The following is a 26,840-nucleotide window of genomic DNA, read 5'->3' as shown; positions in this document are numbered from 1 at the left end:
TCAGCCATCAATTGCCGATACGGTTTACATTTCACAGCGATAATTAATGTTCATGGGGCGGAGGTGCCAAAACTTCACGATTGCCATTATGCCCAGGAGCACTCACTATCTGTTGTGCTTCCATTTGTTCGACAATCCGGGCTGCGCGGTTATATCCAATCCGAAATTGACGTTGCACGCCCGAAATAGAGACACGACGCTTTTCGACCACAAATTCAACCGCTTGATCAAACAGGGGATCGAGCTCTTCATCGCTATCAAAGCCCATACTGCCTTCATTCTCTTCTCCCCCTTTGACAATGCTGTCTATATATTGAGGGCGGCCACGAGCTTTCCAGTCATTCACAACTTCATGCACTTCTTGATCGCGCACAAATGCTCCATGAACACGTACAGGAATGGAAGAGTTTGGTGCCAAATAAAGCATGTCCCCCATACCAAGCAATGATTCTGCACCACCTTGATCAAGAATGGTACGGGAATCTATTTTACTGGATACTGTAAATGCAATGCGTGTCGGAATATTGGCCTTAATCAGTCCGGTGATAATATCAACAGAAGGACGCTGAGTTGCCAATACTAAGTGGATACCTGCCGCCCGTGCTTTCTGAGCCAAACGTGCAATTAATTCTTCCACCTTTTTCCCAACCGTCATCATTAAATCAGCAAATTCATCAACCATAACAACGATATAAGGCTCTTTTTTCAGCATAGGATGCGTTACATCCATACTGTCACCTGGTTTCCAGAACGGATCAGGGATCGGTCGCCCCATATTTTCGGCTTGCTTAATCTTGTCGTTATAGCCCGCAATGTTGCGCACTCCTAAAGCTGACATCAGCTTATAACGTCGCTCCATTTCATTTACGCACCAACGCAATGCATTGGCTGCATCTTTCATATCAGTGACAACTTCGGTCAATAAATGTGGAATGCCCTCGTAAACCGATAACTCAAGCATTTTCGGATCAATCATAATAAAGCGAACATCCTCTGGTTTCGCTTTATACAGAATACTGAGGATCATCGCATTGACCCCTACCGATTTACCCGAACCTGTCGTTCCTGCTACCAGTAAGTGAGGCATCTTACCCAAGTCAGCCACAACTGGCTGTCCTGCAATGTCTTTTCCTAAGACGATAGTTAACGGTGAAGGGTTATCACGGAATTTCTCACAGTCCAAAACTTCCCGCAGATAAACTGTTTGGCGTTTTTTATTGGGTAATTCCAAACCAACATAAGGTCTGCCCGGAATAACTTCCACAATACGAACCGCTACCGCTGAAAGTGAACGAGCAAGATCACGTGCTAAGTTAGAAATACGCGAAGCTTTGACCCCAGGCGCTAAATCTAATTCAAATCGTGTAATGACAGGCCCTGGAGAGAATCCAACAACATCCGCTTTAACGCGATAATCATTCAAACGCGCTTCAATTAGACGCGAGGTTTGCTCAAGCGCAAACATATCAACCGGTTCTTCTTCCGCCGGTGGTTCGGCCAAAAGATCCAAAGAAGGCATCGGCGTCGTTGGTTTTGGCAATGGCTGATCATTGCGTATCAAAAATGGATGGAACAAGCTATCTTGCTGCGGTTGCTGCGGTTGCTGCGGTTGCTGCGGTTGCTGCGGTTGCTGCGGTTGCTGCGGTTGCTGCGGTTGCTGCGGTTGCTGCGGTTGCTGCGGTTGCTGCGGTTGCTGCGGTTGCTGCGGTTGCTGCGGTTGCTGCGGTTGCTGCGGTTGCTGCGGTTGCTGCGGTTGCTGCGGTTGCTGCGGTTGCTGCGGTTGCTGCGGTTGCTGCGGTTGCTGCGGTTGCTGCGGTTGCTGCGGTTGCTGCGCAAAAATATGCTGATCTCTCGATTCATGAGAATCAAGAGGAGTCGCTATATTTTTTTCCTGAACTTGTTGATTCAGTGGCTCTGTTGGCATAAATACAAATTCAGCAGGCTCAGGTTGATTTAGTTGGTAACGTTCACGTTGCTGTTGCTCAAATGCTATCCGCAACGCTTCTTCCTGCGCTTTTTGTTCATCGATTATGGGCTGTTCGTTTACTATTTGTTCGTCTATGGTCTGCTTATCTACGCTATTTTTTGTAGGCTCATCAGCTACCACTGGTTGCTTATGTATCAGCGTACTTGCTTCACGAGACTCTGACTCTCTGTTTCCTTCCTCAAAATCAGCACCATAGCGCTCACGTTGCTGCTTGAGGAATTGCTGACGCAACATGTCTTGCTGTTGGGCATCCATTCGCTGTTCATTAGCTTCTGCAACCTGCTCATTCTGCCTCTCTTTTTCTTTCCGTTGCATGTGCTCTGCCAAACGGTGAGAAGGCACTTTAATACCATACAATTCGCGACGGGTTGGGATCCTTACAGGATTAGGGCGTGGCATTTCAGGCCCAATACCTTGTTTAATCTGTGGATTTTTCGTCACAACCGCAGAGGTCGCGATATCCGTTGCCGCATCTTTTAAATTGACATTATCCTTTGCAGGAAGAGTAAACGTATCTGTTACATTATCATCTTGTAAATGCGTATTCGTGCCAGCAGAACTGTTTGTGGATAGATTTGAAATAGCCTGAGAAAAGTCATCGGATTGTGGATTTGTATCTGATTGGTCATCATCTGGCAATTCAAAAGAATAGTGAACAGGTTCTTGTTCCTGAAGTTGATCCAATGCTGGCGAGGTTGATGCAGGCTGTAACGCTGAATCTGTATCAGCTAATTCGGCTAACGTTGGAGCTGTCAGTAATACATCATCTTCATCTAGCGTTTCAGTAGATATAACCATTTCATGTTTATCTGCCTGCTCCGCATGTTTTTGTTCACTGGCTGAGCGTTCGGAAGCTAACGTATTTTCTAAATCATTTTCATCATATTCAGCATTATTGCGACCACGATTGACGACAAAACTCAGCGAATCCAGAATCACTGCACCAATTTTTTCTGCAATCGTAAGCCATGACCATCCGGTAAACAATGTGAACCCAACGCCCCACATACCAAGCAGAGCCAAAGTTGCTCCCAGGATGTTAAACCAAGGCAGAATCGCATTGCCGAACAAATTGCCAATGACGCCACCAGCAGCAAAATCATTTAAATCATCAATATTGAGAGCAGCCAAACCACATGATGTCAGTATCAGGGCCAAAGCACCAATGACACGTAATGCAAGTGTGAAGAAATCAATGTACTCTTGCCTATCTTTCTGACGGAAAGCATTCCAACAACCTAACAACATAAACGGCGGGACTGCATAGGCAAGAATACCAAATGCCGAGAATAGCGTGTCAGATAACCAAGCACCAACACTGCCACCCCAATTGTGGACGGGTTCATGCCATGATGTCTGTGACCAACTGGGATCAGATGGATTAAAGCTGATAAGCACTACCATCAAGTACACAGCACAGATAGCAATAACCAACAGAACGGCTTCCAGAAGCCGGCGGCCACTGCTTATCTTCTTTAACTTAACACGTTTGTCTTCTGTATATTCCTGGTTCAAGAAAGGCTCTCCAGGTTTTTCTGTTGATTAAACGGAACAACGCTGAGGGGAGCTCAGCGTTGAAACTGTATGCATAAACAGGAGTGTACCTAAGTTTTTCCTGTTTTGCATCTGTACATTTTAGATGAAAGCTTAACGAGTCTTAATCACTAAACGATTACTCTGCTTCACTTCTTCCATTACAACATAAGTACGGGTGTCATTAACACCAGGAAGACGTAACAGAGTTTCTCCGAGCAATTTACGATATGCAGACATATCTGGCACGCGTGTTTTCAGCAAGTAGTCAAAATCACCAGAAACTAAATGACATTCTTGGATTTCTTCTAGTTTCTGAACAGCAGTATTGAATTGTTCAAATACATCTGCTGCACCGCGGTTCAGCGTAATTTCAACAAATACCAGCAATGATGCATCCAAATAATGAGGATTCAGCAAAGCCGTATAGCCAGAGATAAAACCCTGACGCTCTAAACGACGCACACGCTCCAGGCAAGGGGTTGGTGACAAACCAACTCTCTTGGATAATTCCACGTTAGAAATACGGCCATCTTTTTGCAACTCGTTAAGGATATTACGATCTATACGATCAAGATCTTTTCCTGGACGCTTTTTATTATCTATCATCTTATTGCTCTCTCTTTAATATTCCTACACCTAAAACATTTTCCCTATCTCTTTCAACCAGTTGAGCTGGAAAAGATGTCTTCAAAGGTTAACGCTTAATCTGTAACCAAGGTTTAAGGACTACTACAACTCTAGAAACAATCTTCCAGAATACAATTTCCCAGACCATTATCTCCCAGAATTCGATTAATTATCCCTTTTGCTTTCCAAGTTGCTGCTATGTTAGCTGTGCTCACTCACCCCAATCACTCAGTTACTCATATATCAGCCACTCATCACTTATATTAGTTTCTATGCGCTTGAGGTTTTGTTCCCTTGCCGCCGCACTACAACTTGAAATCCATTAGGAATACGACACGATTACCAGAACTTTGTCTCTCAGAAACATCATTTCCCAGAACACTATCTCTCAAGATACTAGCTCCTAAAACACTAGGTTTTTCAGAAACAGCTTAACGGCAATTTTTATATTCTATGAGAAAATCACCCACACTAGTTTGTCTATTTTATAGAAACAATTGATTAGCAAGAGAGATAATTATCTCTTACACAGATGTTTTCGCAAATGCACAGCCGATTGTCAAAGTAAATGAACAAAAATCAGAACAACCTACCAAATAAATTTTCAGTAAATCGTTTCGATAGCTTGTTTTATGTCTCATATGTATAAATGGCGTTCAATTCAGAAAGTTAAACAATCATTTCTTACAATACGATTACATCATAGTTACTATCTATCGGTAAAATCGTTAATAACATGAATATTTTATCTGATAATCGCTTTTTTTAACTTATTATTTCTCCTACAATCCCCCAAATCTGCAATATGCGATAATGGAAATGAGGTATTCATGAGCACAGCCAAACACAGTAAACTTATCATTCTTGGCTCAGGTCCTGCTGGTTATACCGCTGCTGTGTATGCAGCCCGCGCTAACCTAAATCCCGTCCTCATTACTGGGGTTGAAAAAGGCGGCCAATTGACCACCACGACTGAGGTTGAAAACTGGCCCGGCGATCCTGAAGGGCTGACTGGCCCTGGCTTGATGGAGCGCATGTTCCAACACGCCGAAAAATTTCAAACAGAAATTATTTCTGATCATATTCAGAAAGTTGATTTCTCAAATAGACCATTCCGCTTATTTGGTGATGATCAAGAATATACCTGCGATGCTTTAATCATCGCGACAGGTGCTTCAGCCCGTTATCTCGGATTGCCTTCGGAAGAAGCTTTCAAAGGCCGTGGTGTATCAGCTTGTGCAACATGTGATGGATTTTTCTATCGCAAACAAAAGGTTGCCGTAGTCGGTGGAGGCAATACTGCCGTTGAAGAAGCACTGTATTTGGCAAACATTGCCTCTGAAGTACATTTGATTCACCGCCGTGATACTTTCCGTTCAGAGAAAATCCTGATTGACCGTATGATGGAAAAAGTGAAGAACGGCAACATTATTCTGCATACTGATCGTACGTTGGATGAAGTTCTGGGTGATGATATGGGTGTGACAGGCATCCGCATTCGTGATACGAAAAGTGATAATACCGAAGAACTGGATGTTACCGGCGTTTTCATTGCCATCGGCCATAGTCCAAACACGGGTATCTTTGACGGTCAACTGGAACTGGAAAACGGCTATATCAAAGTCCAATCTGGCTTGCATGGTAATGCCACCCAGACTTCTATTCCAGGTATCTTTGCCGCTGGAGATGTTATGGATCATGTGTATCGCCAGGCCATCACCTCAGCAGGTACAGGCTGTATGGCGGCACTGGATGCCGAACGTTTCCTTGACGGGCTGGCAACCAAATAATCTATCTTTCCCTAAAGCGCTATTCCGGTAGCGCTTTTTAACAGGTAACATACAGCTTGTTTTGATATTCCGTATCATCACCCGCTAATCAGAAATTTTTCTTATGGACAAAACAAGACAATCTGAACTTGTTCGATGGCTAAAACAGCAAACTGCACCTGCCCGTCGGTGGCTTCGTTTATCAATGCTGCTTGGCTTAATCAGTGGATTGCTGATTATTTCCCAAGCCTGGCTCTTGGCGACAATTCTGCAAGCCCTGATTATGGACAATGTTCCCCGTGAAAACCTTATTGACCAATTTCTCATGTTGGCTGCAACTTTTACATTACGGGCGATTGTCAATGCCGTTCGGGAACGTGTCGGATTTATTTGTGGCAAAGTTGTACGCCAACAAATTCGCAATATGGTATTGGATAAACTTGAACAACTAGGCCCTATGTGGGTTAAGGGGAAACCCGCCGGCAGTTGGGCAACCATTATCCTGGAGCAGATAGAAGACATGCAGGATTTCTATTCTCGCTATCTACCGCAAATTGCTCTTGCTACCATGATCCCTATCTTAATCCTGGTTACTGTATTTCCAATTAATTGGGCCGCAGGATTGATTTTATTTGTAACCGCGCCATTGATTCCGCTATTTATGGCATTGGTGGGGTTAGGCGCCGCAGATGCCAATCGGCGCAATTTTGTTGCCCTCAGCCGTTTAAGCGGTAATTTTCTCGATCGTTTACGGGGTTTGGAAACTTTACGCCTGTTCCATCGAGGAGAAGCGGAAGTTGAACAAATCACCGAGTCAACAGAAAGTTTTCGCCGCAGAACGATGGAAGTTCTGCGCATGGCATTTTTATCTTCGGCGGTTTTAGAATTTTTTGCCGCAATCTCCATTGCCGTTGTTGCTGTTTATTTTGGTTTTTCCTATTTGGGAGAATTGCACTTTGGTAGCTATGGTGTGGGGGTTACGTTGTTTGCCGGTTTCCTTGCGTTAATCCTGGCACCTGAGTTTTTTCAACCACTGCGCGATTTAGGTACGTTTTATCACGCCAAAGCCCAGGCAGTCGGCGCGGCAGAATCGCTCTTCACCTTACTTAGCAGCGATGGAGAACAGGCAGCAAGTAGCGGTGAGAAAACATTATCAGATAATGAACCCGTTACCATTGAGGCCAGAGAACTGGAAATTATGTCTCACGATGGACATCGTCTTGCTGGTCCTTTGCATTTTACCATTGATAAGCGTCAGCGGATTGCTCTGGTTGGAAAAAGTGGGGCGGGCAAAAGTTCGTTGATCAATGTATTGCTGGGATTCTTGCCTTATCATGGCTCCTTGAAAATCAATGGCATTGAGTTGCGTGAACTCAGTCTCGCTAAATGGCGTGAACGCTTAAGTTGGGTTGGACAAAACCCATACCTGCCAGAACAGACTCTGCTCGACAATATTCGTCTTGGCCAATATGACGCAACGCAAGCACAACTCCGTGATGTGATGGAACGGGCTTATGTCAGTGAGTTTATTAACGACCTTCCAGATGGCATCAATACGGTGATAGGTGACAACGCTGCTCGTCTGTCTGTCGGACAAGCCCAGCGGATTGCGGTAGCACGAGCATTGTTAAATCCTTGCCAATTATTGCTCTTAGACGAACCCGCCGCCAGTCTTGATGCCCATAGCGAACAGCGTGTGATGATGGCTTTAAATCAGGCCTCGCATCAACAAACCACATTATTGGTCACTCACTTGCTAGAAGAAACACTATCATATGACCAGATTTGGGTAATGGAAAATGGATTGCTTATCGAACAAGGTGATTATCAAACTTTAAGCCAGTCTCAAGGTGTATTTTCTCGTCTGTTATCTCACCGTAGTGTGGAGCTTTAATCATGCGTGTATTACTCCCATTTCTCGCACTCTACCGCCGCCATTGGTTTCTCATCAGCTTAGGTATGGTATTGGCGATTGTGACGCTGCTAGCCAGTATTGGATTGCTAACACTCTCTGGTTGGTTCCTTGCTGGCACAGCCCTGGCTGGGTTCGCGGGGTTATATACATTCAACTATATGCTGCCTGCCGCCGGTGTTCGCGGGGCGGCCATTTTTCGTACTGCTGGTCGTTATGGTGAACGGCTGGTCAGCCATGATGCTACATTCCGGGTATTAGCACATTTACGTGTTTTTGCGTTTCAAAAAATACTCCCTCTTTCTCCTGGCGGTATTGCTCGTTTTCGTCAAGGTGAGTTGTTAAATAGGCTTGTTGCGGATGTCGAAACATTGGATCACTTGTATCTGCGGGTTATTTCCCCTGTCCTCGCCGCATTCGTCGTCATTCTCACTCTAACCTTTGGCCTGAGCTTCCTTGATACCCCCCTCGCCTATACTATTGGCGGTATTATGTTAGGGATGTTGCTGATATTACCTTATGTGTTTTATCACGCAGGAAAACCTTATGGCAGAAACATTACTCAACAACGCGGCCAATATCGTACATTACTTACCAGCGCCTTACAGGGGCAAGCTGAATTAAGCGTGTTTGGCGCACTCAAACGCTTTCGTCAATCCATGGCAGAGATTGAAAATGACTGGTTGAAAAGCCAGCAAAAACAAGCCAGTTTGACCGGCCTTTCACAAGCTATCATGATTTTTTCCACCGGTATGACAGTGACGCTGATACTGTGGCTAGCGGCGGCAGGTGTGGGAGAAAATAGTCAGGCAGGTGCATTGATCGCACTGTTTACATTCTGCACTCTTGCTGCGTTTGAAGCACTTGGACCAGTCAGCATGGCATTCCAGCACATGGGGCAAGTCATTGCATCTGCAACTCGGGTTTCTCAGTTGATGCACCAAAAACCGGAAGTCACCTTCCCTTCTCATGGACCGCAAGCAAATAGCGAGATAAGCCTTGAAATAAAAAATGTTGATTTCACCTATCCAGGCCAGCCACAGCCAGTATTGAAAAATATCTCTCTGTCCCTGACATCAGGTGAACATATTGCTTTACTGGGAAAAACAGGATGTGGTAAATCCACGCTTTTGCAATTATTGACGCGTGCCTGGGATGTCAATAGCGGTGAAATTCAACTTAATCAGCACTCTATCTCCCATTATGATGAGTCAACATTACGTTCAATGATGTCTATCGTTCCCCAGCGGATACATGTCTTTAGCCATACTTTGCGTGAAAATCTCTTATTGGCAAAACCAGATGCTGGTGACGATGAAATAACAACCGTACTGCAACAAGTAGGTTTAGGGCACTTGCTAGACACTGATAAAAAGCTAAACTGTTGGATGGGTGAAGGCGGGCGTCAGCTTTCCGGTGGAGAACAGCGTCGTTTGGGTATTGCCAGAGCATTATTGCACAATGCCCCTTTAATGCTGCTGGATGAGCCAACTGAAGGACTCGATGCAGATACAGAACAGCAAATTCTGTCGCTGCTACACCATAGTTGTCAGCATAAGACTTTGATTATCGTTACCCATCGCCTCACTGGCTTGCAATTCATGGATCAAATCTGCGTTATGGATGGAGGACGTATTATCGAGCAAGGTCAGCATAATGCGCTACTGGCTCAACAAGGGCGTTACTATCAATTTTACCAGCGGCAACAATTTTATCAGCTACAGAGCTATCCTGAGCAAAGGTGATTCAACTTATGTCGATAGCTCAATTGGGTAACTCATATGAATTCCCCCATCCCACTAATGCGCTGGTTGAACCCAATGGTTTATTGGCATTTGGCGGAGATCTAAGTGCAGAACGTTTGCGAGTAGCGTATCATGAGGGAATTTTTCCGTGGTATTCGCCTGATGAACCGCCTTTATGGTGGTCTCCCGATCCAAGGGCCGTGCTGATCCCAGGAGAATTGCATATTGGCCGAACGCTACGTCGATTTATTCACAAACATGCTTACCAAATTACGGTAAACTATGCTTTTGATGAAGTGATATATCATTGCGCTCAACGACAAGAAGGTACCTGGATTGGACCAGACGTTCAAAAAGGTTATCAAACCTTACATAAAGAAGGATTAGCTCATTCAATTGAAGTCTGGCATGACCATCAACTTGTAGGTGGTTTATACGGCGTTTGTGTCGGTACACTATTTTGTGGTGAATCGATGTTTAGCAAAATGGAGAATGCTTCCAAATGTGCTTTTGTCGCATTCTATCACCATTTTTTACGTCACGGTGGCCAACTATTTGACTGTCAGGTATTAAATCACCATACAGAATCATTGGGTGCTAAAAATATTCCGAGAGAAAAGTTTCTCCAGCATCTTTATCAATTGAGAAAGCAGTCATTGCAATCAGGCTGCTGGTCTGTACAAAAGCTGGATTTATAATCGTCTCTTAGAAATAAATGCTGTTCATGGTGGGAATGTCATTAGCCATCATATTACCGTATGTAAAATGATGGCTTAAAATACGACATTCCTTTACATAGTGATGGTTTTTCGGCATTATCTTGCCGGTTAAAAACTATGGTTGTTACATTTAGAGGATTAGATGGCCAAAGAAGACACTAATTTTGAAATGCAAGGTACTGTTTTAGAAACACTGCCAAATACTGTGTTTCGCGTTGAATTAGACAACGGACACATTGTCACTGCTCATATCTCAGGAAAAATGCGCAAGAACTATATCCGCATCCTGACAGGAGACAAGGTTACAGTTGAGCTAACTACATATGATCCGGAAAAAGGACGCATTACTTTCCGTAGCCGCTGATTAAGATACCTTAGCACCACAGGTGATCATATTTTTCAAAAGTCACCTGTGGTGTAGCTGTTAATGGTTACAATACAGCATCTTCTGATTTCTTATTATTCGATTTTTGGGCACTCTTGAAATCATATACCAATATCTGTTTAGCTTTATCAAGTTCAATCTTGACTGAGCCTCCATGCACCAAAGAGCCAAATAACAATTCATTCGCCAGTGGTTTTTTGAGGTTGTCCTGAATGACACGGGCCATAGGTCGTGCTCCCATCGCCTTATCATAACCTTTGTCACATAACCATTGACGTGCAGCTGCACTGACTTCCAAAGAAACGCCTTTTTCATCTAGTTGGGCTTGTAACTCAACGATAAATTTATCAACAACTTGCTGAATAACTTCAAGAGAGAGTGCATCAAACCAGATGATGCTATCAAGACGATTGCGGAATTCAGGTGTGAAAAGCCGCTTTATCTCTTCCATACCATCCGGGCTGTTATCCTGTTCAGTGAATCCAATGGATTTACGCTGTATTTCACGCACTCCTGCATTGGTTGTCATCACCAAAATAACATTGCGGAAATCCGCCTTGCGGCCATTATTGTCAGTCAATGTACCATTATCCATAACCTGTAACAGCAGGTTAAAAACATCAGGATGGGCTTTTTCAATCTCATCCAGTAACAGTACAGAATGAGGATGTTTGATGATTGCATCGGTCAATAATCCTCCCTGATCATATCCAACATACCCCGGAGGAGCACCGATTAAACGACTGACAGTATGACGTTCCATATACTCTGACATATCAAATCGCAATAATTTGACATTCAAGACCTTAGCAAGTTGGACCGTGACTTCGGTTTTCCCCACTCCCGTTGGCCCTGCAAACAAGAAAGATCCCACAGGTTTATGATCTTGTCCCAATCCAGCACGGCTCATCCTGATGGCTTCCGTCAAAGCAGCAATCGCTTTTTCCTGACCAAAAACCAACATTTTCAAACGTTCATCCAGTGACTTCAATACATCTTTATCGCTGGCTGACACCGTTTTTTCTGGAATACGGGCTATGCGAGCAACAACAGTTTCAATATCGGCAACATTGATCGTCTTCTTACGGCGGCTAGCAGGCACTAATCTGGTCCTTGCTCCAGCCTCATCAATAACATCAATGGCTTTATCCGGTAAATGACGATCGGTAATATACTTCACAGATAACTCAACCGCCGCTCGAATGGCCTTCGCTGTATAACGAACATCATGGTGTGCTTCATATTTAGCACGTAGTCCATTGATAATTTGTACCGTTTCTTCAGAAGAAGGCTCAAGAATATCAATTTTTTGGAATCGACGAGCCAAAGCCCGATCTTTTTCAAAAATATTGCTAAACTCGTGGTAAGTCGTTGAGCCAATTACCCGTATACGCCCACTGGACAACAACGGTTTGATGAGATTAGCTGCGTCCACCTGGCCACCTGATGCGGCGCCTGCACCAATAATAGTATGGATTTCGTCAATGAAGAGAATGCTTTTACTGTCCTGCTCTAATGTTTTTAACAAAGACTTGAAGCGCTTCTCAAAATCACCGCGATACTTTGTTCCCGCTAACAATGAGCCAATATCAAGAGAATAGATGGTACAATCCTTCATCACTTCAGGGACATTCTTTTGCACGATACACCATGCAAGCCCCTCAGCAATGGCCGTCTTACCTACACCCGATTCGCCAACAAACAGAGGATTATTTTTACGGCGACGGCAGAGTACCTGAATCGTTCTCTCCAATTCATTCTGACGGCCGACAAGCGGATCAATTTGTCCTTTCTGTGCCAATTGATTCAGATTGGTCGTGAAATTTTCCAATCGATCTTCACTAATTACCGGTTCTTCCTGAACTGGATTGATACTGTGGTGAGCATCATGGTCTGATTCATCTTTGCGCGTTCCATGAGAGATGAAGTTCACAACATCCAAACGACTGACGTCATACTTACGCAATAAATAAGCAGCCTGCGATTCCTGTTCACTAAAAATGGCAACCAAGACATTCGCTCCCGAGACTTCCGAACGCCCCGAAGATTGAACATGAAATACCGCACGTTGCAAAACACGCTGAAAACTTAATGTAGGTTGTGTATCCCTGTCATCATTTTCAGATAACAAGGGGGTGGTTTGTGCTATAAAACTTTCTAATTCTTGGCGTAACATCGCCAAATCGACTTTACAAGCCTCCAGTGCTTCTCGCGCTGATGTGTTACTTAACAACGCCAGCAACAGGTGCTCCACAGTCATAAATTCATGTCTGTTATCCCTTGCTTTGGCAAAAGCAATATTGAGACTAAGCTCCAGTTCTTGATTGAGCATAAGCACCTCCTCCTAAATTTCAGTAAGCCAGATCAGACTTTTTCCAGCGTGCAAAGTAACGGATGCTCGTGCTCCTTAGCATACATGTTCACTTGCGCAGCTTTAGTTTCTGCGACCTCTGCCGTATAAATTCCGCAAACTGCTTTCCCTTTGTAATGGACATCCAGCATTAGTTGCGTTGCTCGTTCAACATCATAAGAAAAGAACTTTTGCAATACGTCAACCACAAACTCCATAGGGGTATAATCGTCATTGTTAAGAATAACCTTATACATTGATGGTGGTTGTAGTTTTTGTTTTACATCATCCTCAATAAATTCTTCAACTTTCAAATCGTTATAAAACTCAGTCATTATTCTTCCGCTGGGTATTCACTGTCCGCAGGATTTTAGTATGAACTAATTCATTCTACTGCTATATATTTTATCACTTCATAAAGCACTCTGCTTACCCCTTCCTTGATTAGCAGATCAGGATCTTGCCTAAAAATCGGATACCGTTATCTATATCAAACTTTAGTCATTTGAGACAGCCTGACGTTGCTTATATGCTTGACGACGTAATGAATTTCACTACAGTATATTTTATGAACACCGCTTTCTGTCTGGGCGTTTGTTCATATTTTGAAATTTTTAGTGACTCCTAAACCCGAAATCGTGATACGAGGGATAGAGAAGTATGGAAACAGGTACTGTTAAATGGTTCAATAATGCAAAGGGCTTTGGATTTATTTGCCCAGCCAGCGGGGGCGAGGATATATTCGCTCACTATTCAACCATTCAGATGGATGGTTATAGGACGCTGAAAGCGGGGCAAAAAGTGAACTTTAACGTTCATCAAGGCCCCAAAGGTAACCACGCCAGTCTTATTGTACCTCTGGAAGATGGTTCAAAATCAAAAAAATAGTGGCCCGATAAATTCGTAATTTCCACGCCACAAATAGACAATAAGCTTATTTGTGGCGTGCTATTTATTCCCTTGCCAATGCTTCTATAGGATCGAGGTGAGCTGCATTTCTTGCCGGTAGGAAACCGAAAATTATCCCTATTGCCGTTGAACAGCCAAATGCAATGATAAATGCAATGAAGCTATAAACGAAATTCCAGTTCGGTAACATCAATTGCACCATAAAAGAAATGCTGTATGACAGAATAATCCCCAATATCCCCCCAATTAAACAAACCAAAACAGCTTCAATAAGGAATTGCTGCATAATGTCACTGGTTCTGGCCCCTACTGCCATACGAATACCAATTTCCCTTGTACGTTCGGTGACAGATACCAACATGATATTCATGACACCAATCCCCCCGACAACCAAGGATATTACTGCAATTAACGTTAAAAATATTTGCATCGTCCGGGTTGTTTTATCCATTATTTTAATGGTCTTATTCACGTTATAAGTGTGAAAATCTTTTTTGCCGTGACGAAATATCAACAATTGATTAAGTTTTTCTTCTGCTTCGTTGGATACATAGCCATCTTTCAACCTAATAACAATCGAATTCAAGTAATTTTGATTCATCAAACGGCTATTCATCGTACTGTAAGGCACCCAAACTTGTAACGTATCACTGCTATAAAGCGTTTGCCCACTAGCAATTACACCAATCACCGTCAAGGGCATATTTGCTAACAGTAACTCTTTGCCTACCACATTGTCCTGGTAAGGAAAGAATTTCTTACGTGTATTATCATCAATGATAACCACTTGCGACTGACGTTCAATCATGTCTGCAGTAAAAGGAATGCCTTGGGAAAACTTCATTGCATATACCTGAAAAAAGTCATTTCCTACCCCCAATATTTGTGCTTTAGCATCCATATTGCCCTGACGCAAACGCCCGCTATTTATAAATTCGGGAGAAGCAGCCAAAACATAAGGCTGAGATTTTATTGCTGTAATATCAGTAAGTTTCAGTGCCTGCATATCCAAAGCATTATCACTGCCAAAATCTTTTCCTGGATAGATTGATATAGAGTTAGTGGCAATCGATTTAATATGTGATAACACCATCGATTTTGCCGCATCGCCAATCACTACGATCGTGACGACAGAAGCAATGCCGATTATAATTCCAAGCATTGTCAGCAGAGTCCGTAGCTTATTCACATTCATGGCACGCCATGCCATCAATAAAGCTTCATTAAAACGTCCCCAGATTTTTTGCACTGAGGAGGTTTTTACATTGACAGTTTTTGTATCTACAGACGAAGAGATATGAGGTAATTTTTGATGTTCAGAAGAACGCACCTCTCTCATGATACGTCCATCTTTGATTTCGATCACCCGTTGAGCCTGTGCAGCAATGTTAGGATCGTGGGTAACAATAACAACCGTATGTCCTCGTTGACAGAGTTTCTTCAAGATATCCATCATTTCCTGGCCGGAAGTGCTATCCAATGCGCCGGTGGGTTCGTCAGCCAGGATGACCTGACCACCATTCATCAGAGCCCTGGCAATACTAACCCGTTGTTGCTGTCCACCTGAAAGCTGGGTTGGTCGATAATCAATCCGGTTTCCCAATCCAAGGCTTTTTAGCAATTCAATAGCCCGCTCACGACGTTGTATTTTGGAAACACCGGAATAAATTGCCGGAATTTCAACATTTTGCTCGGCGGTTAAATGAGCCAATAAATGGTAGCGCTGAAAAATGAAGCCAAAATATTCCCTGCGTAACTCAGCCAATTGGTCACTATCCAAATCAGCAATATTTCTTCCCGCAACCCAATATTCTCCACTGCTGGGTTTATCCAAACAGCCAAGTATATTCATTAAAGTAGATTTACCTGAACCGGAAGCGCCAACAATAGCCACCATTTCCCCTGCCTGTATAGATAACGAAATATCATCCAAAACGGTGACTTGTCCATCTCCAGCGGGATAATTACGACTAACGCCTTTTAGTTCCAGTAAGGTACCCATTATTACTCCTCTACGCTACTATCACTGCGACTGGTGATCACACGTTCGTTTTCCTTCAATCCAGAGAGCACCTGAACATTCGCGTTATCAAAGGCCCCGATTGTGATTTTACGTTTTTCTGCTTTACCATTATGTAAAACACTCACTTCATATTGCGTAGAAAGTACATGCTGAGTTGAAGACGTATATTGACGAGAAGCTATTTCCAAAGCTGAAATGGGGATCATCAATACATTATGCAAAGTCTGAAGTGCTATTTTTACTTGCGCAGTCATCTGCAAACGCAAAATATGTTCGGGATTAGGTACTTCAAAGCGTGCATAGTAGAAAATCGCGTTATTCTCAGCTTGGGGTGTTGGCAGGGTATCTTTCAGGACGCTGTGAAATTGCCTTCCTGGTGCGCCTAAGATGGTAAATGAAACTTTCTGTCCAGGTGCTAAATTGATGACATCGGCTTCCGATACTTCTGCATTAACAATCATGGTATCAAGGTTTGCGAGTGTCAAAATAGTCGGTGCTTGCTGTGCAGCAATCACGGTTTGTCCCTGGAATGTTTTAATATCTGTCACTATGCCCTCAATTGGGGCAGTAATTCTGGTATATTGTAAGTTCGTTTTTGCCGTATCAAGTTTAGCCTTATTTTGCTTAATTTGCGCCACCAAGTCGTCAATTCTGGCGGCCTTAGACTGCATATCTGTTACGCTTGAATCCAATTCTTGCTGAGAAATAACATGTAATTTAAACAAATGCCTCAAACGATTGACTTTAAGCTGTGCAAGTTTTAGTTCAGCCCGCGCTCCACGGAGATTAGCCTCCAATGATTTTGCTGTTTCCTGAATTTCAGCCACTGTGTTTTTTGCTGTCTGTGGATCAATCAAAGCCAATAATTGGCCTTGCTTAACCTTATCCCCCAGTTTCACATAAAGCTCTTTCAACTGACCGCTAACCTGAGCCCCGACGTCAACTTTACTGACCGCATCCAATTTACCCACCGCCAGGACATTTCTTTGGAAATCGCCCTTTATCACTGCACTCGTCTGATACGAGACAGGCTTCGGCAGATAGAAAAAATAGGACCACACAGAAGCAATAGCTATGAGAACAAGCCCTGCTCCAATCCAGCGATACTTGGCAAAAAGAAGTTTCATCAACAAATACCTACCATTAAAATATGCAATCTAATGACTTAACTTGAACTTTACTGTATAAAACATAAACAAACCCTATCAACGGGATATTTCTGATATGTATTCTTTTAAAAAACTTTCCATGTCCAATACAGGTAAGGCAAGCAGAGCCTTAATTCCTTTTTTAAGATTTAACGTGACATTATGCTTGCGGTATATACCCATTAAACTTCAAGCTGCAATTTACAACACGATATGAAACCTGATTTCTCCCCGCTTCGCGGGGAGAAATTACATGCATCTTGAAGTGAGATTGGTATATATGGGATTAATATGCAGCGCCTTGTTATACGCAAAACGGATTGCACAAACCGAGCGATTAAAAACTCAGCTTATAAAATGACAGGGGATTAGTAAAGCTGGCTAAGAGGCTGGATTTGTCCTGCGCATTTTCACCAATCAGAATCGTATTTTCGTCAAGTACGAATGGTAATCACATACATTTCCTCTCTTTTCCATACAAATTTACTTAATTTTATTTATAACATCCGTCCTATCAGAGATTTAAAAATGCGTTGAATTTCAGTATGTTTCCCTTTATCCTACTTGTTATTTCAATGTAACTTTTTTGTTTCTTTATGTTCGCTGGTTTTTGTGTCTATACCCATTAAACTTCAAGTTGCAATTTACAGCACTCTATGAAACGCGATTTCTGCCCGCTTCGCGGGGGAGGAATCACATGTATCTTGAAGTTAGATTGGTATAGTTTTCGTTATTAAGATTAAGATAAAAAAACGTTTTTTTATTGGATAAGGATGTGGATCATGTATTCAGGATTAATCATTATTCTCCTGCCTTTGGCCTTGGGCTACCTTATTCATCTGAGTGATAAATCGATGCTAACCTTCGTGCATCAGCTACTCAATGTCATGGTCTATATCATTCTCATTTTGATGGGGATAAGCCTTGCGATGCTGGAAAACTTGGGTAGTCACTTACTTTCTATCTTGCTGTATGCAACAACATTTTTCCTATGCACCTTTATAATTAATATGCTAGCGCTTTTCCTTTTAGATAAGCGAAATCCGTGGATTATTAGTGCACACAAACAGGAAAAACCGCCTTCCCGATTACATATGGCTCTGGATTCCGTCAAATTATGTGGTGCATTAGTATTGGGGTTTCTTATTGGATTAATAGGCTGGTCAGGGTTTCATCTTTCTAGCCGAGCCAGCGAAATTGCCTTGATTTTTTTACTATTTCTAGTGGGTATTCAACTGCGCAATAACGGCATGAGCCTAAAGCAAACCCTGCTGAATCGCCGTGGTATGATTATTGCCATCGTGGTTGCCATCAGTTCCCTGCTAGGTGGCGTACTGGCTGCATTTTTGTTGGAATTACCGACCAAAACGGGTCTTGCCATTGCATCAGGATACGGTTGGTATTCCCTTTCCGGCATTTTAATTTCCGATGCTTACGGACCTGTGCTTGGCAGTACCGCCTTTTTCAATGACTTAGCTCGTGAATTGGCATCCATCATGCTTATTCCCATGCTAATAAATCGTTATCGTTCAACCGCATTGGGTTTGACCGGAGCGGCTTCAATTGACTTTACCTTACCGATCTTACAACGCTGTGGTGGTATCAGTATCGTACCCGCAGCTATCGTTCATGGTTTTATATTGAGTTTATTAACCCCTTTATTCATCGCATTGTTTACCCGGTAAATTATTTATACGCATTAAACTTCAAGTTGCAATTTACAACACGATATGAAACGTGATTTCTCCCCGTAAAGCGGGGGAGAAATCACACGCATCTTACAGTTAGATTGGTATATACAATAAAAGCTATCCTGGTTTAATGCATAAACTGAATAAAAAAGATTTTTCGATATAAAAATCAATCTACCAAACTAATATAAAAAACAAAAAAAGATCTAAAAAATGCCGAAAAATTGATTAGTTAACTAACAAATTCGATTAAAACAACAATTTTATGCAAATATCATTGCATAGTTATTCTTGTGGGATTAATATCGACCAGTCAATTAACTATTCACATTTTTCGCATGAGCATTCAATTAAAAAACATAAATTGTTTCTATGGCTCACAACAGGCTCTATTCGATATCAATTTTGAATGTACATCGGGAGAAACTGTCGTGTTGCTAGGTCCCAGTGGAGCAGGAAAAAGTTCTTTGCTGCGTGTCTTAAATTTACTGGAACTGCCTCGTTCTGGATTACTCAATGTGGCAACGCACCAGTTTGATTTCAAACAGCAACCTAACCACAAAGAAATTCTCGCATTGCGGCAAAAAGTTGGCATGGTTTTCCAGCAATATAATTTATGGACACACTTGACCGTGATGGATAATTTGATTGAAGCACCTTGCCGAGTATTAAAGCAATCTAAGCAACAAGCACGGGAAAAAGCGGCCAAACTCCTTTCCCGACTTCATTTGGGTGAATTCGCCAACCGTTTTCCACTGCACCTTTCTGGTGGACAACAACAGCGTGTTGCCATTGCACGCGCATTAATGATGGAACCTCAGGTTCTATTGTTTGATGAACCCACTGCTGCACTCGATCCTGCAATCACTTCCCAAGTCATTGACATTATTAAAGAGCTAGCAGAAACCGGTATCACTCAGGTTATCGTGACTCATGAAGTAGAATTTGCTCGCAAAACAGCAAGTCAGGTTGTATATATGGAACAAGGGCACATTGTCGAAAAAGGTGATGCAACTCATTTTATGCATCCTCAAACAGAAGCCTTTGCTCACTATTTATCACACTGAAATACCATATTGGATCTACATACGCGTTACCTTTCAAGTTGCTCATTATAAGACAACAATGAGCATCTTGAAGTGAGATGGGTATATATTCGATAAATTTCAATCTACTACTTCCCTATAAGGGAGCAGGTTGAAAGATGACGCAGAGATATCGATAGTTGATTACAAAAAAACATTAAAGCAGTTATCAACCGTGACATTCATAAACAACAGGATATTGCTATGAAGAAATTATTGTTTGCCGCTTTATTGAGTGTAGTGACCTTGTCAGCAACCGCAGCAGAGAAAGTAACGCTCCGTTTTGCGACGGAAGCAACCTACCCTCCATTTGAATTTATTGATGCAAATAATCAGATTCAAGGATTCGATGTCGATTTGGCGAATGCCATATGTGCAAAGCTCAACGCAGAATGTACATTCACCAACCAGGCTTTTGATAGCCTCATTCCCAGCTTAAAATTCCGTCGAGTTGATGTTTTGATGGCGGGTATCGACATCACACCGGATCGGAAAAAACAAGTTGATTTCACCCAAACTTATTATGATAACTCTGCCATTTTCGTTGCTATCAAAGGGAAGTTTGCTCAAGTTGCCGATCTCAAAGGTAAACAAGTCGGTACTCAGAATGGTACTACACACCAGAAGTATTTGATGGAGCAACATAAAGAGCTGAAAACCGTACCTTATGATAGCTACCAAAATGCAATCCTTGATTTAAAAAATGGTCGTATTGATGCGTTGTTCGGTGATACAGCTGTCGTCAATGAATGGCTGAAAAAGAATAAAGAATTAAGTACGGTTGGCGAAAAAGTGACAGACAAAAACTACTTTGGTATCGGTTTAGGTATTGCGGTTCGCAAAGGCAATACTGAGTTGCTGGATAAACTGAACAAAGCATTAACGGAAGTTAAACAAGACGGTACTTACGATACCATCTACAAAAAATGGTTTAAACAATAAACTCAATTCTAATGAATGAACTTCTCTCTTTAATCAGTGCCGCCGGAGTCACCGTCGGCCTCGCTATTTCCTCGCTTGTCGTCGGTTTGGTTCTGGCAATGTTTTTTGCTGCATGGGAATCCATTCGCTGGAAACCGATTGCTTTTTTAGGCTCCTGTTGGGTTACCTTGATCAGAGGATTGCCTGAAATTTTAGTTGTTCTCTTCATCTATTTTGGCAGTTCCCAACTCCTCATTACGCTGTCGGATGGTTTTGATATCAATCTCATTGTTTGGCACTTTAGAATACAGATGGAAATTGACAACTTTGATGTCAGCCCTTTTCTGTGCGGTGTTATTGCGCTGTCTCTGCTCTATTCTGCTTATGCTTCACAAACGCTGCGGGGAGCATTAAAAGCTGTTCCGACAGGGCAATGGGAAGCGGGTCAAGCTCTGGGATTAAGCCAACGCCGTATCTTTTTTCGCTTGATTATGCCTCAAATGTGGCGCCACGCCTTGCCAGGGCTTGGTAATCAATGGCTGGTTTTATTAAAAGATACTGCCCTGGTTTCGTTAATCAGCGTTAATGATCTAATGTTACAAACCAAAAGTATCGCTACCCGAACTCAGGAGCCGTTCACATGGTATATGATTGTTGCTGCTATCTATCTGATCATCACCCTGGTAAGCCAATTTATTCTCAAACAGCTTGAAATACGCGCCACCCATTTTGAACGGAGTGCTTCATGATGTTTGAATATATCAAAGAAATTTTACCTGGCTTACAAACCAGCCTCAGTTTGACTTTCTCAGCATTGCTGGCCGCATTCATGCTATCCATTGTCTTGACCATGATTCTGACAATGAAACTGCCTGCACTTTCTCAATTGGTCAGAGGCTATATCACACTATTTACCGGGACCCCGCTCCTCGTTCAGTTCTTCTTAATTTACTATGGGCCGGGGCAATTTCCATCACTCAAGGAATATCCGTGGTTCTGGCAACTTATATCAGAGCCGTGGCTCTGTGCAATGGTCACACTTACATTGAACAGTGCAGCCTACTCAACCCTGCTATTTTACGGCGCTGTTAAAGCAATTCCTGCCGGACAATGGCAATCTTGTCAGGCTCTTGGTATGTCCAAAATGCATTCTATGCGCATCTTGCTACCTTATGCTCTTAAGCGAGCACTCTCTTCCTATTCCAATGAAGTCGTGTTGATTTTCAAGAGCACTTCACTAGCCAGTACAATCACCTTATTAGACATCATGGGATACAGCCAGCTTCAATTTGGGCGTAGTTACGATGCAACAATATTTATTGCCGCAGGCATTATTTACCTTTGCATAAATGGTCTTTTGACACTGCTGATGCGTTTAATTGAACAGCGTGCTTTATCATTTGAACATCGCAATTAATCAGCATTCACACTTAATTATCTGATTTCACCATTCTTACCCGTGATAACTTACCATTATCACGGAGTAACCAAGATATCAGATTGTTAGCTTACATTAAGAACTAACAGTGCCAGTGCTTCATAATGTTCAGTATGAGGAAACATATCGAATAACTGTACTTTTTCTATTCGATATTGTTTAAGCATCGTGATATCTTTCGCCATCGTCTGAGCATTACAGCTCGAATAGAGAACAAATTTAGGTGCCATCCGGCTAAGGTATTCACATAGCTCTTTACCAATTCCTCTTCTCGGAGGGTTTACCAGCACTAACTCAGGTAATTGTGATTTATCAAGGGCAAAATGAGTGGAATCTAATGCCTGAAAATCCACCTGCTCCAACCCCAGGCTTTTGGCAGAACTTCTAGCACAACTAATTGCTTCAGCACTGATCTCAATCCCTGTCAATCGGGTTTTTTGGTCTGCACAATGCAAACCAAAACCGCCAGCACCACAAAACAGATCCCACATACTGCTAATGTTTAGTTCCCTAACCCAGCGCCCCGCTGTGGCATACAGCGCTGAAGCAATATCTGGATTTGTCTGGAAAAAACTACGCGGGCGGATGTACAGCGGAATACCGTTAAAAGTTTCCTGTAGCATCTTACGTTCGGTAAAAATGATTTCCTTCTCACCTTCCAGAATTGCCATATGGGTTGGCTGAATATTAGCGGAGATCACTGTTGCTTGTGGCAATTGTTCCTTCAGCCAAGGCAAAACCTGCGCTAATTGAGCCAGCTTTGTTTCCGAACGCAAGACAAAGCGCAGCATTATTTCGCCATTAGCGCGGCTTTCCGTCAGAAGAATATATTTTAATTCCCCTTTCCGACGTTCAACGTTGTACGGAACCAAACCAGCTTTGGCGATAAATGTTTTTATGACTGCAAATACCGTCTGAAAGTATTTTGGATACAACGGACAGTCACAGAGATCCACCGTTCTGCCATCACGATGCAACATACCAAGCAATGGACGTTCAACACTGCCACTGACCACCATCTTGGCTTTATTACGGAACTCACTTGTTTTGCTACTTACTGGTGGCAACCAATGTAATACTGATCCTTCCTGTAAAAGTTGCTTTAAATGTTGTTGTTTATCATATAATTGCTGTGAATAGGACTTATCGAGCCACTGGCAAGAGTGACAATGCCCCGCGGTATACTGCGCACATTGCATCGTAAAAAACCATATCAAAAAAAATATTAGTGCAAAGTAAATGTTGATGTTTTCGTTGAAGTTAAGGATTCTTCATCTTCAACTTCCACCTCACTTTCCATATCACTATTGACATAGAGAAGATTATTGCTGTGAATTTCAAAAATTACATTCGCAATTTGCTCTTCACCCTGCTGCATGAAATTGGAGAATTGTCTGAATGTCATGCCAGCAGCAATAGGGAAAGCCTGACAAACAATCAATTTAGGCAAATTTTCATCCTGAACATCGATAAATGCCTTCACAGTCAGAGAACACGCATTAATCTGACTCAAATTAGCAACCAATGGAATTATCGCAGTTGGCCTGACTTCGGCCAAAGCAGAAAGCAATACAACATCACCCAACAGATCGATCTTGGCATCAAACAAGCCATCAATATTCTGCATATGAGGCAAATGCAAGACTGTGCCTGAATCATTCTCAAAATAAGAGATCTTGAGCTGTTCAAGCCACGTGCGCAAAATTGACAAATCGGGAGTAACCATAGAATCCATCGAATTAACCTCATATGACCGAGAAGTTACACATGCTACCTAAGGGAACTTCCCAGCAAGCAGCCGCATGTACAATAATTAATCTATTTTGTTTTTTCATCATCAGTGACAATCTGATGGCTTTTATCTGCTTTCTTATGATCAATTCCCAAAAAGGAAAGATTATAGACTGCACGACAGATAATATGGATAGCTGCTGGAATCAAGCAACCGATACCCAATAAAATCATAGCAATGTGTGCTTCTGTCGTCATTAGTAAAGGCGATAGAATTATGCTATCAGTTATTGACAAGTAAGCCAGAATCAACAGCCCCACGCCAAATATTTCCAATAAAATGACTAACTTAGGCATGTCAGCCAATGAGCGCATCTCTTTTGATGGGTTCATTTTCATTCTTTAACCTGTTCCAGCTTAAAAATAGAATTTCCGTTACTCAATAGATTTCTGTTACTGAGTAAGTCTATCATATCTAAATTCCGTTTATCGGCAGGGCTAATTACAACAAAAGGTAATTCCTGCTTTTTTTTGTTAACATTTACAAGCATAGTAACTTCAGATGACATTCTATGAAGTTCATGATCATTACCACTAAGGAGTTTGTATGTACACTGTCATTTTTGGCCGCCCTGGTTGTCCTTATTGCGTTCGTGCCAAAGAACTCGCTGAAAAACTAAAAAAAGTACGCGACGACTTTGATTATCGCTATGTCGATATCTGGGCTGAAAACATCACCAAAGACGACTTATCAAAAACGGTGGGTAAACCTGTTGAGACTGTTCCCCAGATCTTCATTGACGAGAAACATATCGGTGGCTATACAGATTTTGAAGCTTATGCTAAAGACAATCTGGAACTGTACCAATAATTAGCTGTAAAATCAGTTGACAAAAAAACCGCTATCCAGCCAGAAACTGTCTCCCTCCTGGATAGCGGGAGCCTTAACCATATTTGCCCTTCGAAAAATGCCACCTTCTTGAAAAAATTTCGCGATTTTTTTCTCAAGGATGAGAACTTTCACATCATAATGCAGTCTTAATTATTGCCACTGCTTTTCTTTGATGTCCCCATATTGAGGAGCCCGATAGTCACCCACTTTGGTTAAAGGCTATCGGGTTTTTTGTTAGTCACGAATGACTTGCAAGATAGTGGTTATCTTTCATTATTATTGCAATCCCTATATTATTTACTCATGCAACATCAACAAACATTAAATAAAGTTATGAATCAATGTAATTCGCTTTTTTATGTGAAATTATAATTGTTAACAATGAGTTGATAAAATAAAATCACCCTGTTTACGTAAATATCTCGCTTGTGAGGCTGACTTTGCTAGAACAACTTAACCACAATTTGTTTACTTTTATCAATGCAACCCCAGATTCACCACCAGCAATGATCTCGCTTGCCATCTTTATAGCGAAATATTGCGTATTTATTTACCCTATCACATTGGCCATTTGCTGGCTTTGGGGAAAAGAAAGAGCCATCACATCTCAACGCATTGTTGTCAGTAAATCTTGCATTGCTTTTGCTTTTGGCATGGCGACCTCCTATATCATCGGAATAATCGTTCCACATGCCCGGCCATTTGTTGAAGGTTTTGGCTATAATTTTCTCTATCATGCTCCTACAGAATCCTTTCCCAGTAACCACGGCACAGCAGTCTTTACTTTTGCTCTGGCATTTATATTTTGGCACCGCATTTGGTTAGGTTTATCTCTGATGATCATCGCCTGTGCCATTGCCTGGTCTCGTGTCTATGTGGGCGTTCACTGGCCAATCGATATGATTGGAGCACTTTTGGTCAGCCTGTTGGGGTGCGCTTTCTCCCAAATATTTTGGAACCAATGCGGAGCTCATTTACAAAACAAACTTACCCGACTCTACCAATTTTGCTGCGCATTTTTTATCAAAAAAGGCTGGGTAAAAAATTAATCCAATGTAAATATGCACCAGCCATATATCTCTATACCAATCTAACTTCAAGATGCGTGTGATTTCTCTCCGCAAAGCGGGGAGAAATCAGGTTTCATATCATGTTGTAAATTGCAACCAGAAGTTTAATTCGTATATGATAGTTGGTGTAACTGATATCCATAAAAAAAGCGTGGTATTATTTTGCTCAAGAAATTTTTTAACATTTATTCTACGCTTTATCGTAGCTTTAAATATCAGGATAAAATCCTTCGTTATATTTAACAATATATAACCATAAAATGATTACTGTTTCTTCATAAACACAGAGTTAAAGAACACATTTCACACACAACAATTGATTACCCTTAAAACGCTTATTAAGGCATAATCAATACTCAACACATTTTCATTCAACAAATGAATGCCATATTTCATGCACAAAAATTCACATTATTTATCAAAAAGTTAATGTAAATTAGGCTATAAATAGAGGTATATCAAGATAGAAATATTGGCATTTATAATTCAATTACAGGCTATTCAAACACCAAAAAAGAAAACTTCATTAATATGTAAATATTATTAAGCAATAAGTCAGATAGGTATTAGAATTTAAAATAAAAATAATGATATATTCTTTAACAAAAATCGCATTTTATTTTATTTAATATTTATTCAACATTTAGATAAATATCTGTAACAATTTTCCTTTTTTATATAAATCTTGCAATTGCGAGAGTGATCACGGTACATTTCACTGAAAATAACTATATTTCCCCTACCAAAAGTCAGGGGTTAAGTTTTTTTAGATTTATACCAATCTCACTTCAAGATGCATGTAATTTCTCCCCGCGAAGCGGGGAAAAATCAGGTTTCATATCATGTTATAAATTGCAGCTTGAAGTTTAATGCGTATAGACAAAGCTGATGAGTTGAAGATC

The 26,840-nt window shown here is 41.8% G+C and carries 23 protein-coding genes; 13 read left to right on the top strand and 10 right to left on the bottom strand.

Translation table 11 applies throughout. The annotated features are described in order from the left end of the window. Positions 1-43: 43 nt before the first annotated feature. Together WDV75_RS07945 and lrp are read right to left on the bottom strand one after the other, a co-directional pair. Entirely contained in the window at positions 44-3,391 is a 3,348-nt protein-coding gene (locus tag WDV75_RS07945; RefSeq protein WP_422399066.1) for a DNA translocase FtsK 4TM domain-containing protein, read from the bottom strand. A gap of 243 nt (positions 3,392-3,634) precedes the next feature. Further along, a complete protein-coding gene (gene lrp, locus WDV75_RS07940) occupies positions 3,635-4,129 on the bottom strand; it encodes a leucine-responsive transcriptional regulator Lrp (RefSeq protein WP_004256338.1) in 495 nt (164 codons plus the stop codon). Positions 4,130-4,980: 851 nt separating this feature from the next. Between lrp and trxB the strand changes: the two genes are divergently transcribed. The 5 genes from trxB to infA all read left to right on the top strand — a co-directional run bounded on the left by trxB (position 4,981) and on the right by infA (position 10,659). Continuing rightward, entirely contained in the window at positions 4,981-5,940 is a 960-nt protein-coding gene (trxB, locus tag WDV75_RS07935; protein WP_273558319.1) for a thioredoxin-disulfide reductase, read from the top strand. A gap of 103 nt (positions 5,941-6,043) precedes the next feature. Then, positions 6,044-7,813, top strand: a complete 1,770-nt coding sequence (gene cydD / locus WDV75_RS07930; RefSeq protein ID WP_273558320.1) for a heme ABC transporter permease/ATP-binding protein CydD — start codon at positions 6,044-6,046, stop codon at positions 7,811-7,813. Between the two features lie 2 nt (positions 7,814-7,815). Further along, complete coding sequence (gene cydC / locus WDV75_RS07925; protein ID WP_273558321.1) at positions 7,816-9,576, top strand: heme ABC transporter ATP-binding protein/permease CydC; 1,761 nt, start codon at positions 7,816-7,818, stop codon at positions 9,574-9,576. An 8-nt stretch (positions 9,577-9,584) separates the two neighbouring features. Continuing rightward, a complete protein-coding gene (gene aat, locus WDV75_RS07920) occupies positions 9,585-10,274 on the top strand; it encodes a leucyl/phenylalanyl-tRNA--protein transferase (RefSeq protein ID WP_189758493.1) in 690 nt (229 codons plus the stop codon). 163 nt (positions 10,275-10,437) lie between these two features. After that, a complete protein-coding gene (gene infA / locus WDV75_RS07915; protein ID WP_047767507.1) occupies positions 10,438-10,659 on the top strand; it encodes a translation initiation factor IF-1 in 222 nt (73 codons plus the stop codon). A gap of 67 nt (positions 10,660-10,726) precedes the next feature. Here infA and clpA read toward each other — a convergent pair whose 3' ends face one another. Both clpA and clpS read right to left on the bottom strand, forming a co-directional pair. Beyond that, complete coding sequence (clpA, locus tag WDV75_RS07910; RefSeq protein ID WP_273558322.1) at positions 10,727-13,012, bottom strand: ATP-dependent Clp protease ATP-binding subunit ClpA; 2,286 nt, start codon at positions 13,010-13,012, stop codon at positions 10,727-10,729. Positions 13,013-13,044: 32 nt separating this feature from the next. Beyond that, positions 13,045-13,365, bottom strand: a complete 321-nt coding sequence (gene clpS / locus WDV75_RS07905; protein WP_047767503.1) for an ATP-dependent Clp protease adapter ClpS — start codon at positions 13,363-13,365, stop codon at positions 13,045-13,047. 325 nt (positions 13,366-13,690) lie between these two features. Here clpS and cspD point away from each other — a divergent pair, with 325 nt between their 5' ends. Further along, the gene (cspD, locus tag WDV75_RS07900; protein ID WP_189758491.1) at positions 13,691-13,918 is read left to right on the top strand and encodes a cold shock-like protein CspD; all 228 of its coding nucleotides are present in this window, start codon (positions 13,691-13,693) and stop codon (positions 13,916-13,918) included. Positions 13,919-13,982: 64 nt separating this feature from the next. Here cspD and macB read toward each other — a convergent pair whose 3' ends face one another. Both macB and macA read right to left on the bottom strand, forming a co-directional pair. Next, positions 13,983-15,941, bottom strand: a complete 1,959-nt coding sequence (gene macB, locus WDV75_RS07895; RefSeq protein WP_273558323.1) for a macrolide ABC transporter ATP-binding protein/permease MacB — start codon at positions 15,939-15,941, stop codon at positions 13,983-13,985. Positions 15,942-15,943: 2 nt separating this feature from the next. Beyond that, positions 15,944-17,089, bottom strand: coding sequence for a macrolide transporter subunit MacA (gene macA / locus WDV75_RS07890; RefSeq protein WP_273558324.1), 1,146 nt, complete (start codon positions 17,087-17,089; stop codon positions 15,944-15,946). An 803-nt stretch (positions 17,090-17,892) separates the two neighbouring features. Between macA and WDV75_RS07885 the strand changes: the two genes are divergently transcribed. The 5 genes from WDV75_RS07885 to artM all read left to right on the top strand — a co-directional run bounded on the left by WDV75_RS07885 (position 17,893) and on the right by artM (position 22,224). Further along, a complete protein-coding gene (locus WDV75_RS07885) occupies positions 17,893-18,795 on the top strand; it encodes a lysine exporter LysO family protein (RefSeq protein ID WP_273558325.1) in 903 nt (300 codons plus the stop codon). A gap of 344 nt (positions 18,796-19,139) precedes the next feature. Continuing rightward, the gene (gene artP / locus WDV75_RS07880; RefSeq protein WP_273558326.1) at positions 19,140-19,868 is read left to right on the top strand and encodes an arginine ABC transporter ATP-binding protein ArtP; all 729 of its coding nucleotides are present in this window, start codon (positions 19,140-19,142) and stop codon (positions 19,866-19,868) included. Positions 19,869-20,090: 222 nt separating this feature from the next. Then, positions 20,091-20,828 (top strand): arginine ABC transporter substrate-binding protein, encoded by a 738-nt coding sequence (gene artJ / locus WDV75_RS07875; RefSeq protein WP_273558327.1) that lies wholly within the window; start codon positions 20,091-20,093, stop codon positions 20,826-20,828. A gap of 11 nt (positions 20,829-20,839) precedes the next feature. Next, positions 20,840-21,556: an arginine ABC transporter permease ArtQ gene (artQ, locus tag WDV75_RS07870; RefSeq protein ID WP_273558328.1), complete on the top strand. Its 717-nt coding sequence runs from the start codon at positions 20,840-20,842 to the stop codon at positions 21,554-21,556. Continuing rightward, entirely contained in the window at positions 21,556-22,224 is a 669-nt protein-coding gene (artM, locus tag WDV75_RS07865; RefSeq protein ID WP_189758513.1) for an arginine ABC transporter permease ArtM, read from the top strand. The genes artQ and artM overlap by 1 nt, the downstream gene beginning before the upstream one ends. An 86-nt stretch (positions 22,225-22,310) precedes the next feature. Here artM and rlmC read toward each other — a convergent pair whose 3' ends face one another. The 4 genes from rlmC to WDV75_RS07845 all read right to left on the bottom strand — a co-directional run bounded on the left by rlmC (position 22,311) and on the right by WDV75_RS07845 (position 24,545). Then, positions 22,311-23,444, bottom strand: a complete 1,134-nt coding sequence (gene rlmC / locus WDV75_RS07860; protein ID WP_273558329.1) for a 23S rRNA (uracil(747)-C(5))-methyltransferase RlmC — start codon at positions 23,442-23,444, stop codon at positions 22,311-22,313. A 26-nt stretch (positions 23,445-23,470) separates the two neighbouring features. Then, positions 23,471-23,980, bottom strand: a complete 510-nt coding sequence (locus tag WDV75_RS07855) for a YbjN domain-containing protein (RefSeq protein ID WP_189758482.1) — start codon at positions 23,978-23,980, stop codon at positions 23,471-23,473. 83 nt (positions 23,981-24,063) lie between these two features. Continuing rightward, positions 24,064-24,375 carry a YbjC family protein gene (locus tag WDV75_RS07850; protein ID WP_273558330.1) on the bottom strand — a complete coding sequence of 104 codons (312 nt, stop codon included), beginning with the start codon at positions 24,373-24,375 and terminating at the stop codon, positions 24,064-24,066. Next, complete coding sequence (locus WDV75_RS07845; protein WP_273558331.1) at positions 24,372-24,545, bottom strand: hypothetical protein; 174 nt, start codon at positions 24,543-24,545, stop codon at positions 24,372-24,374. The genes WDV75_RS07850 and WDV75_RS07845 overlap by 4 nt, the downstream gene beginning before the upstream one ends. 38 nt (positions 24,546-24,583) lie before the next feature. Here WDV75_RS07845 and WDV75_RS07840 point away from each other — a divergent pair, with 38 nt between their 5' ends. Together WDV75_RS07840 and ybjG are read left to right on the top strand one after the other, a co-directional pair. Then, on the top strand, positions 24,584-24,847 hold the full coding sequence (locus WDV75_RS07840; protein ID WP_273558332.1) for a GrxA family glutaredoxin: 264 nt from the start codon (positions 24,584-24,586) through the stop codon (positions 24,845-24,847). A gap of 461 nt (positions 24,848-25,308) precedes the next feature. Next, positions 25,309-25,917 (top strand): undecaprenyl-diphosphate phosphatase, encoded by a 609-nt coding sequence (gene ybjG, locus WDV75_RS07835; protein WP_273558333.1) that lies wholly within the window; start codon positions 25,309-25,311, stop codon positions 25,915-25,917. The last annotated feature ends 923 nt before the right edge of the window (positions 25,918-26,840 follow it).

Origin of the sequence: Xenorhabdus griffiniae (assembly GCF_037265215.1) — a bacterium.
In the GTDB taxonomy this organism is placed as follows: Bacteria; Pseudomonadota; Gammaproteobacteria; order Enterobacterales; family Enterobacteriaceae; genus Xenorhabdus; species Xenorhabdus griffiniae.
The sequence above is the reverse complement of the archived record's forward strand: the minus strand, read 5'-3'. Positions and strand labels throughout refer to the sequence as shown.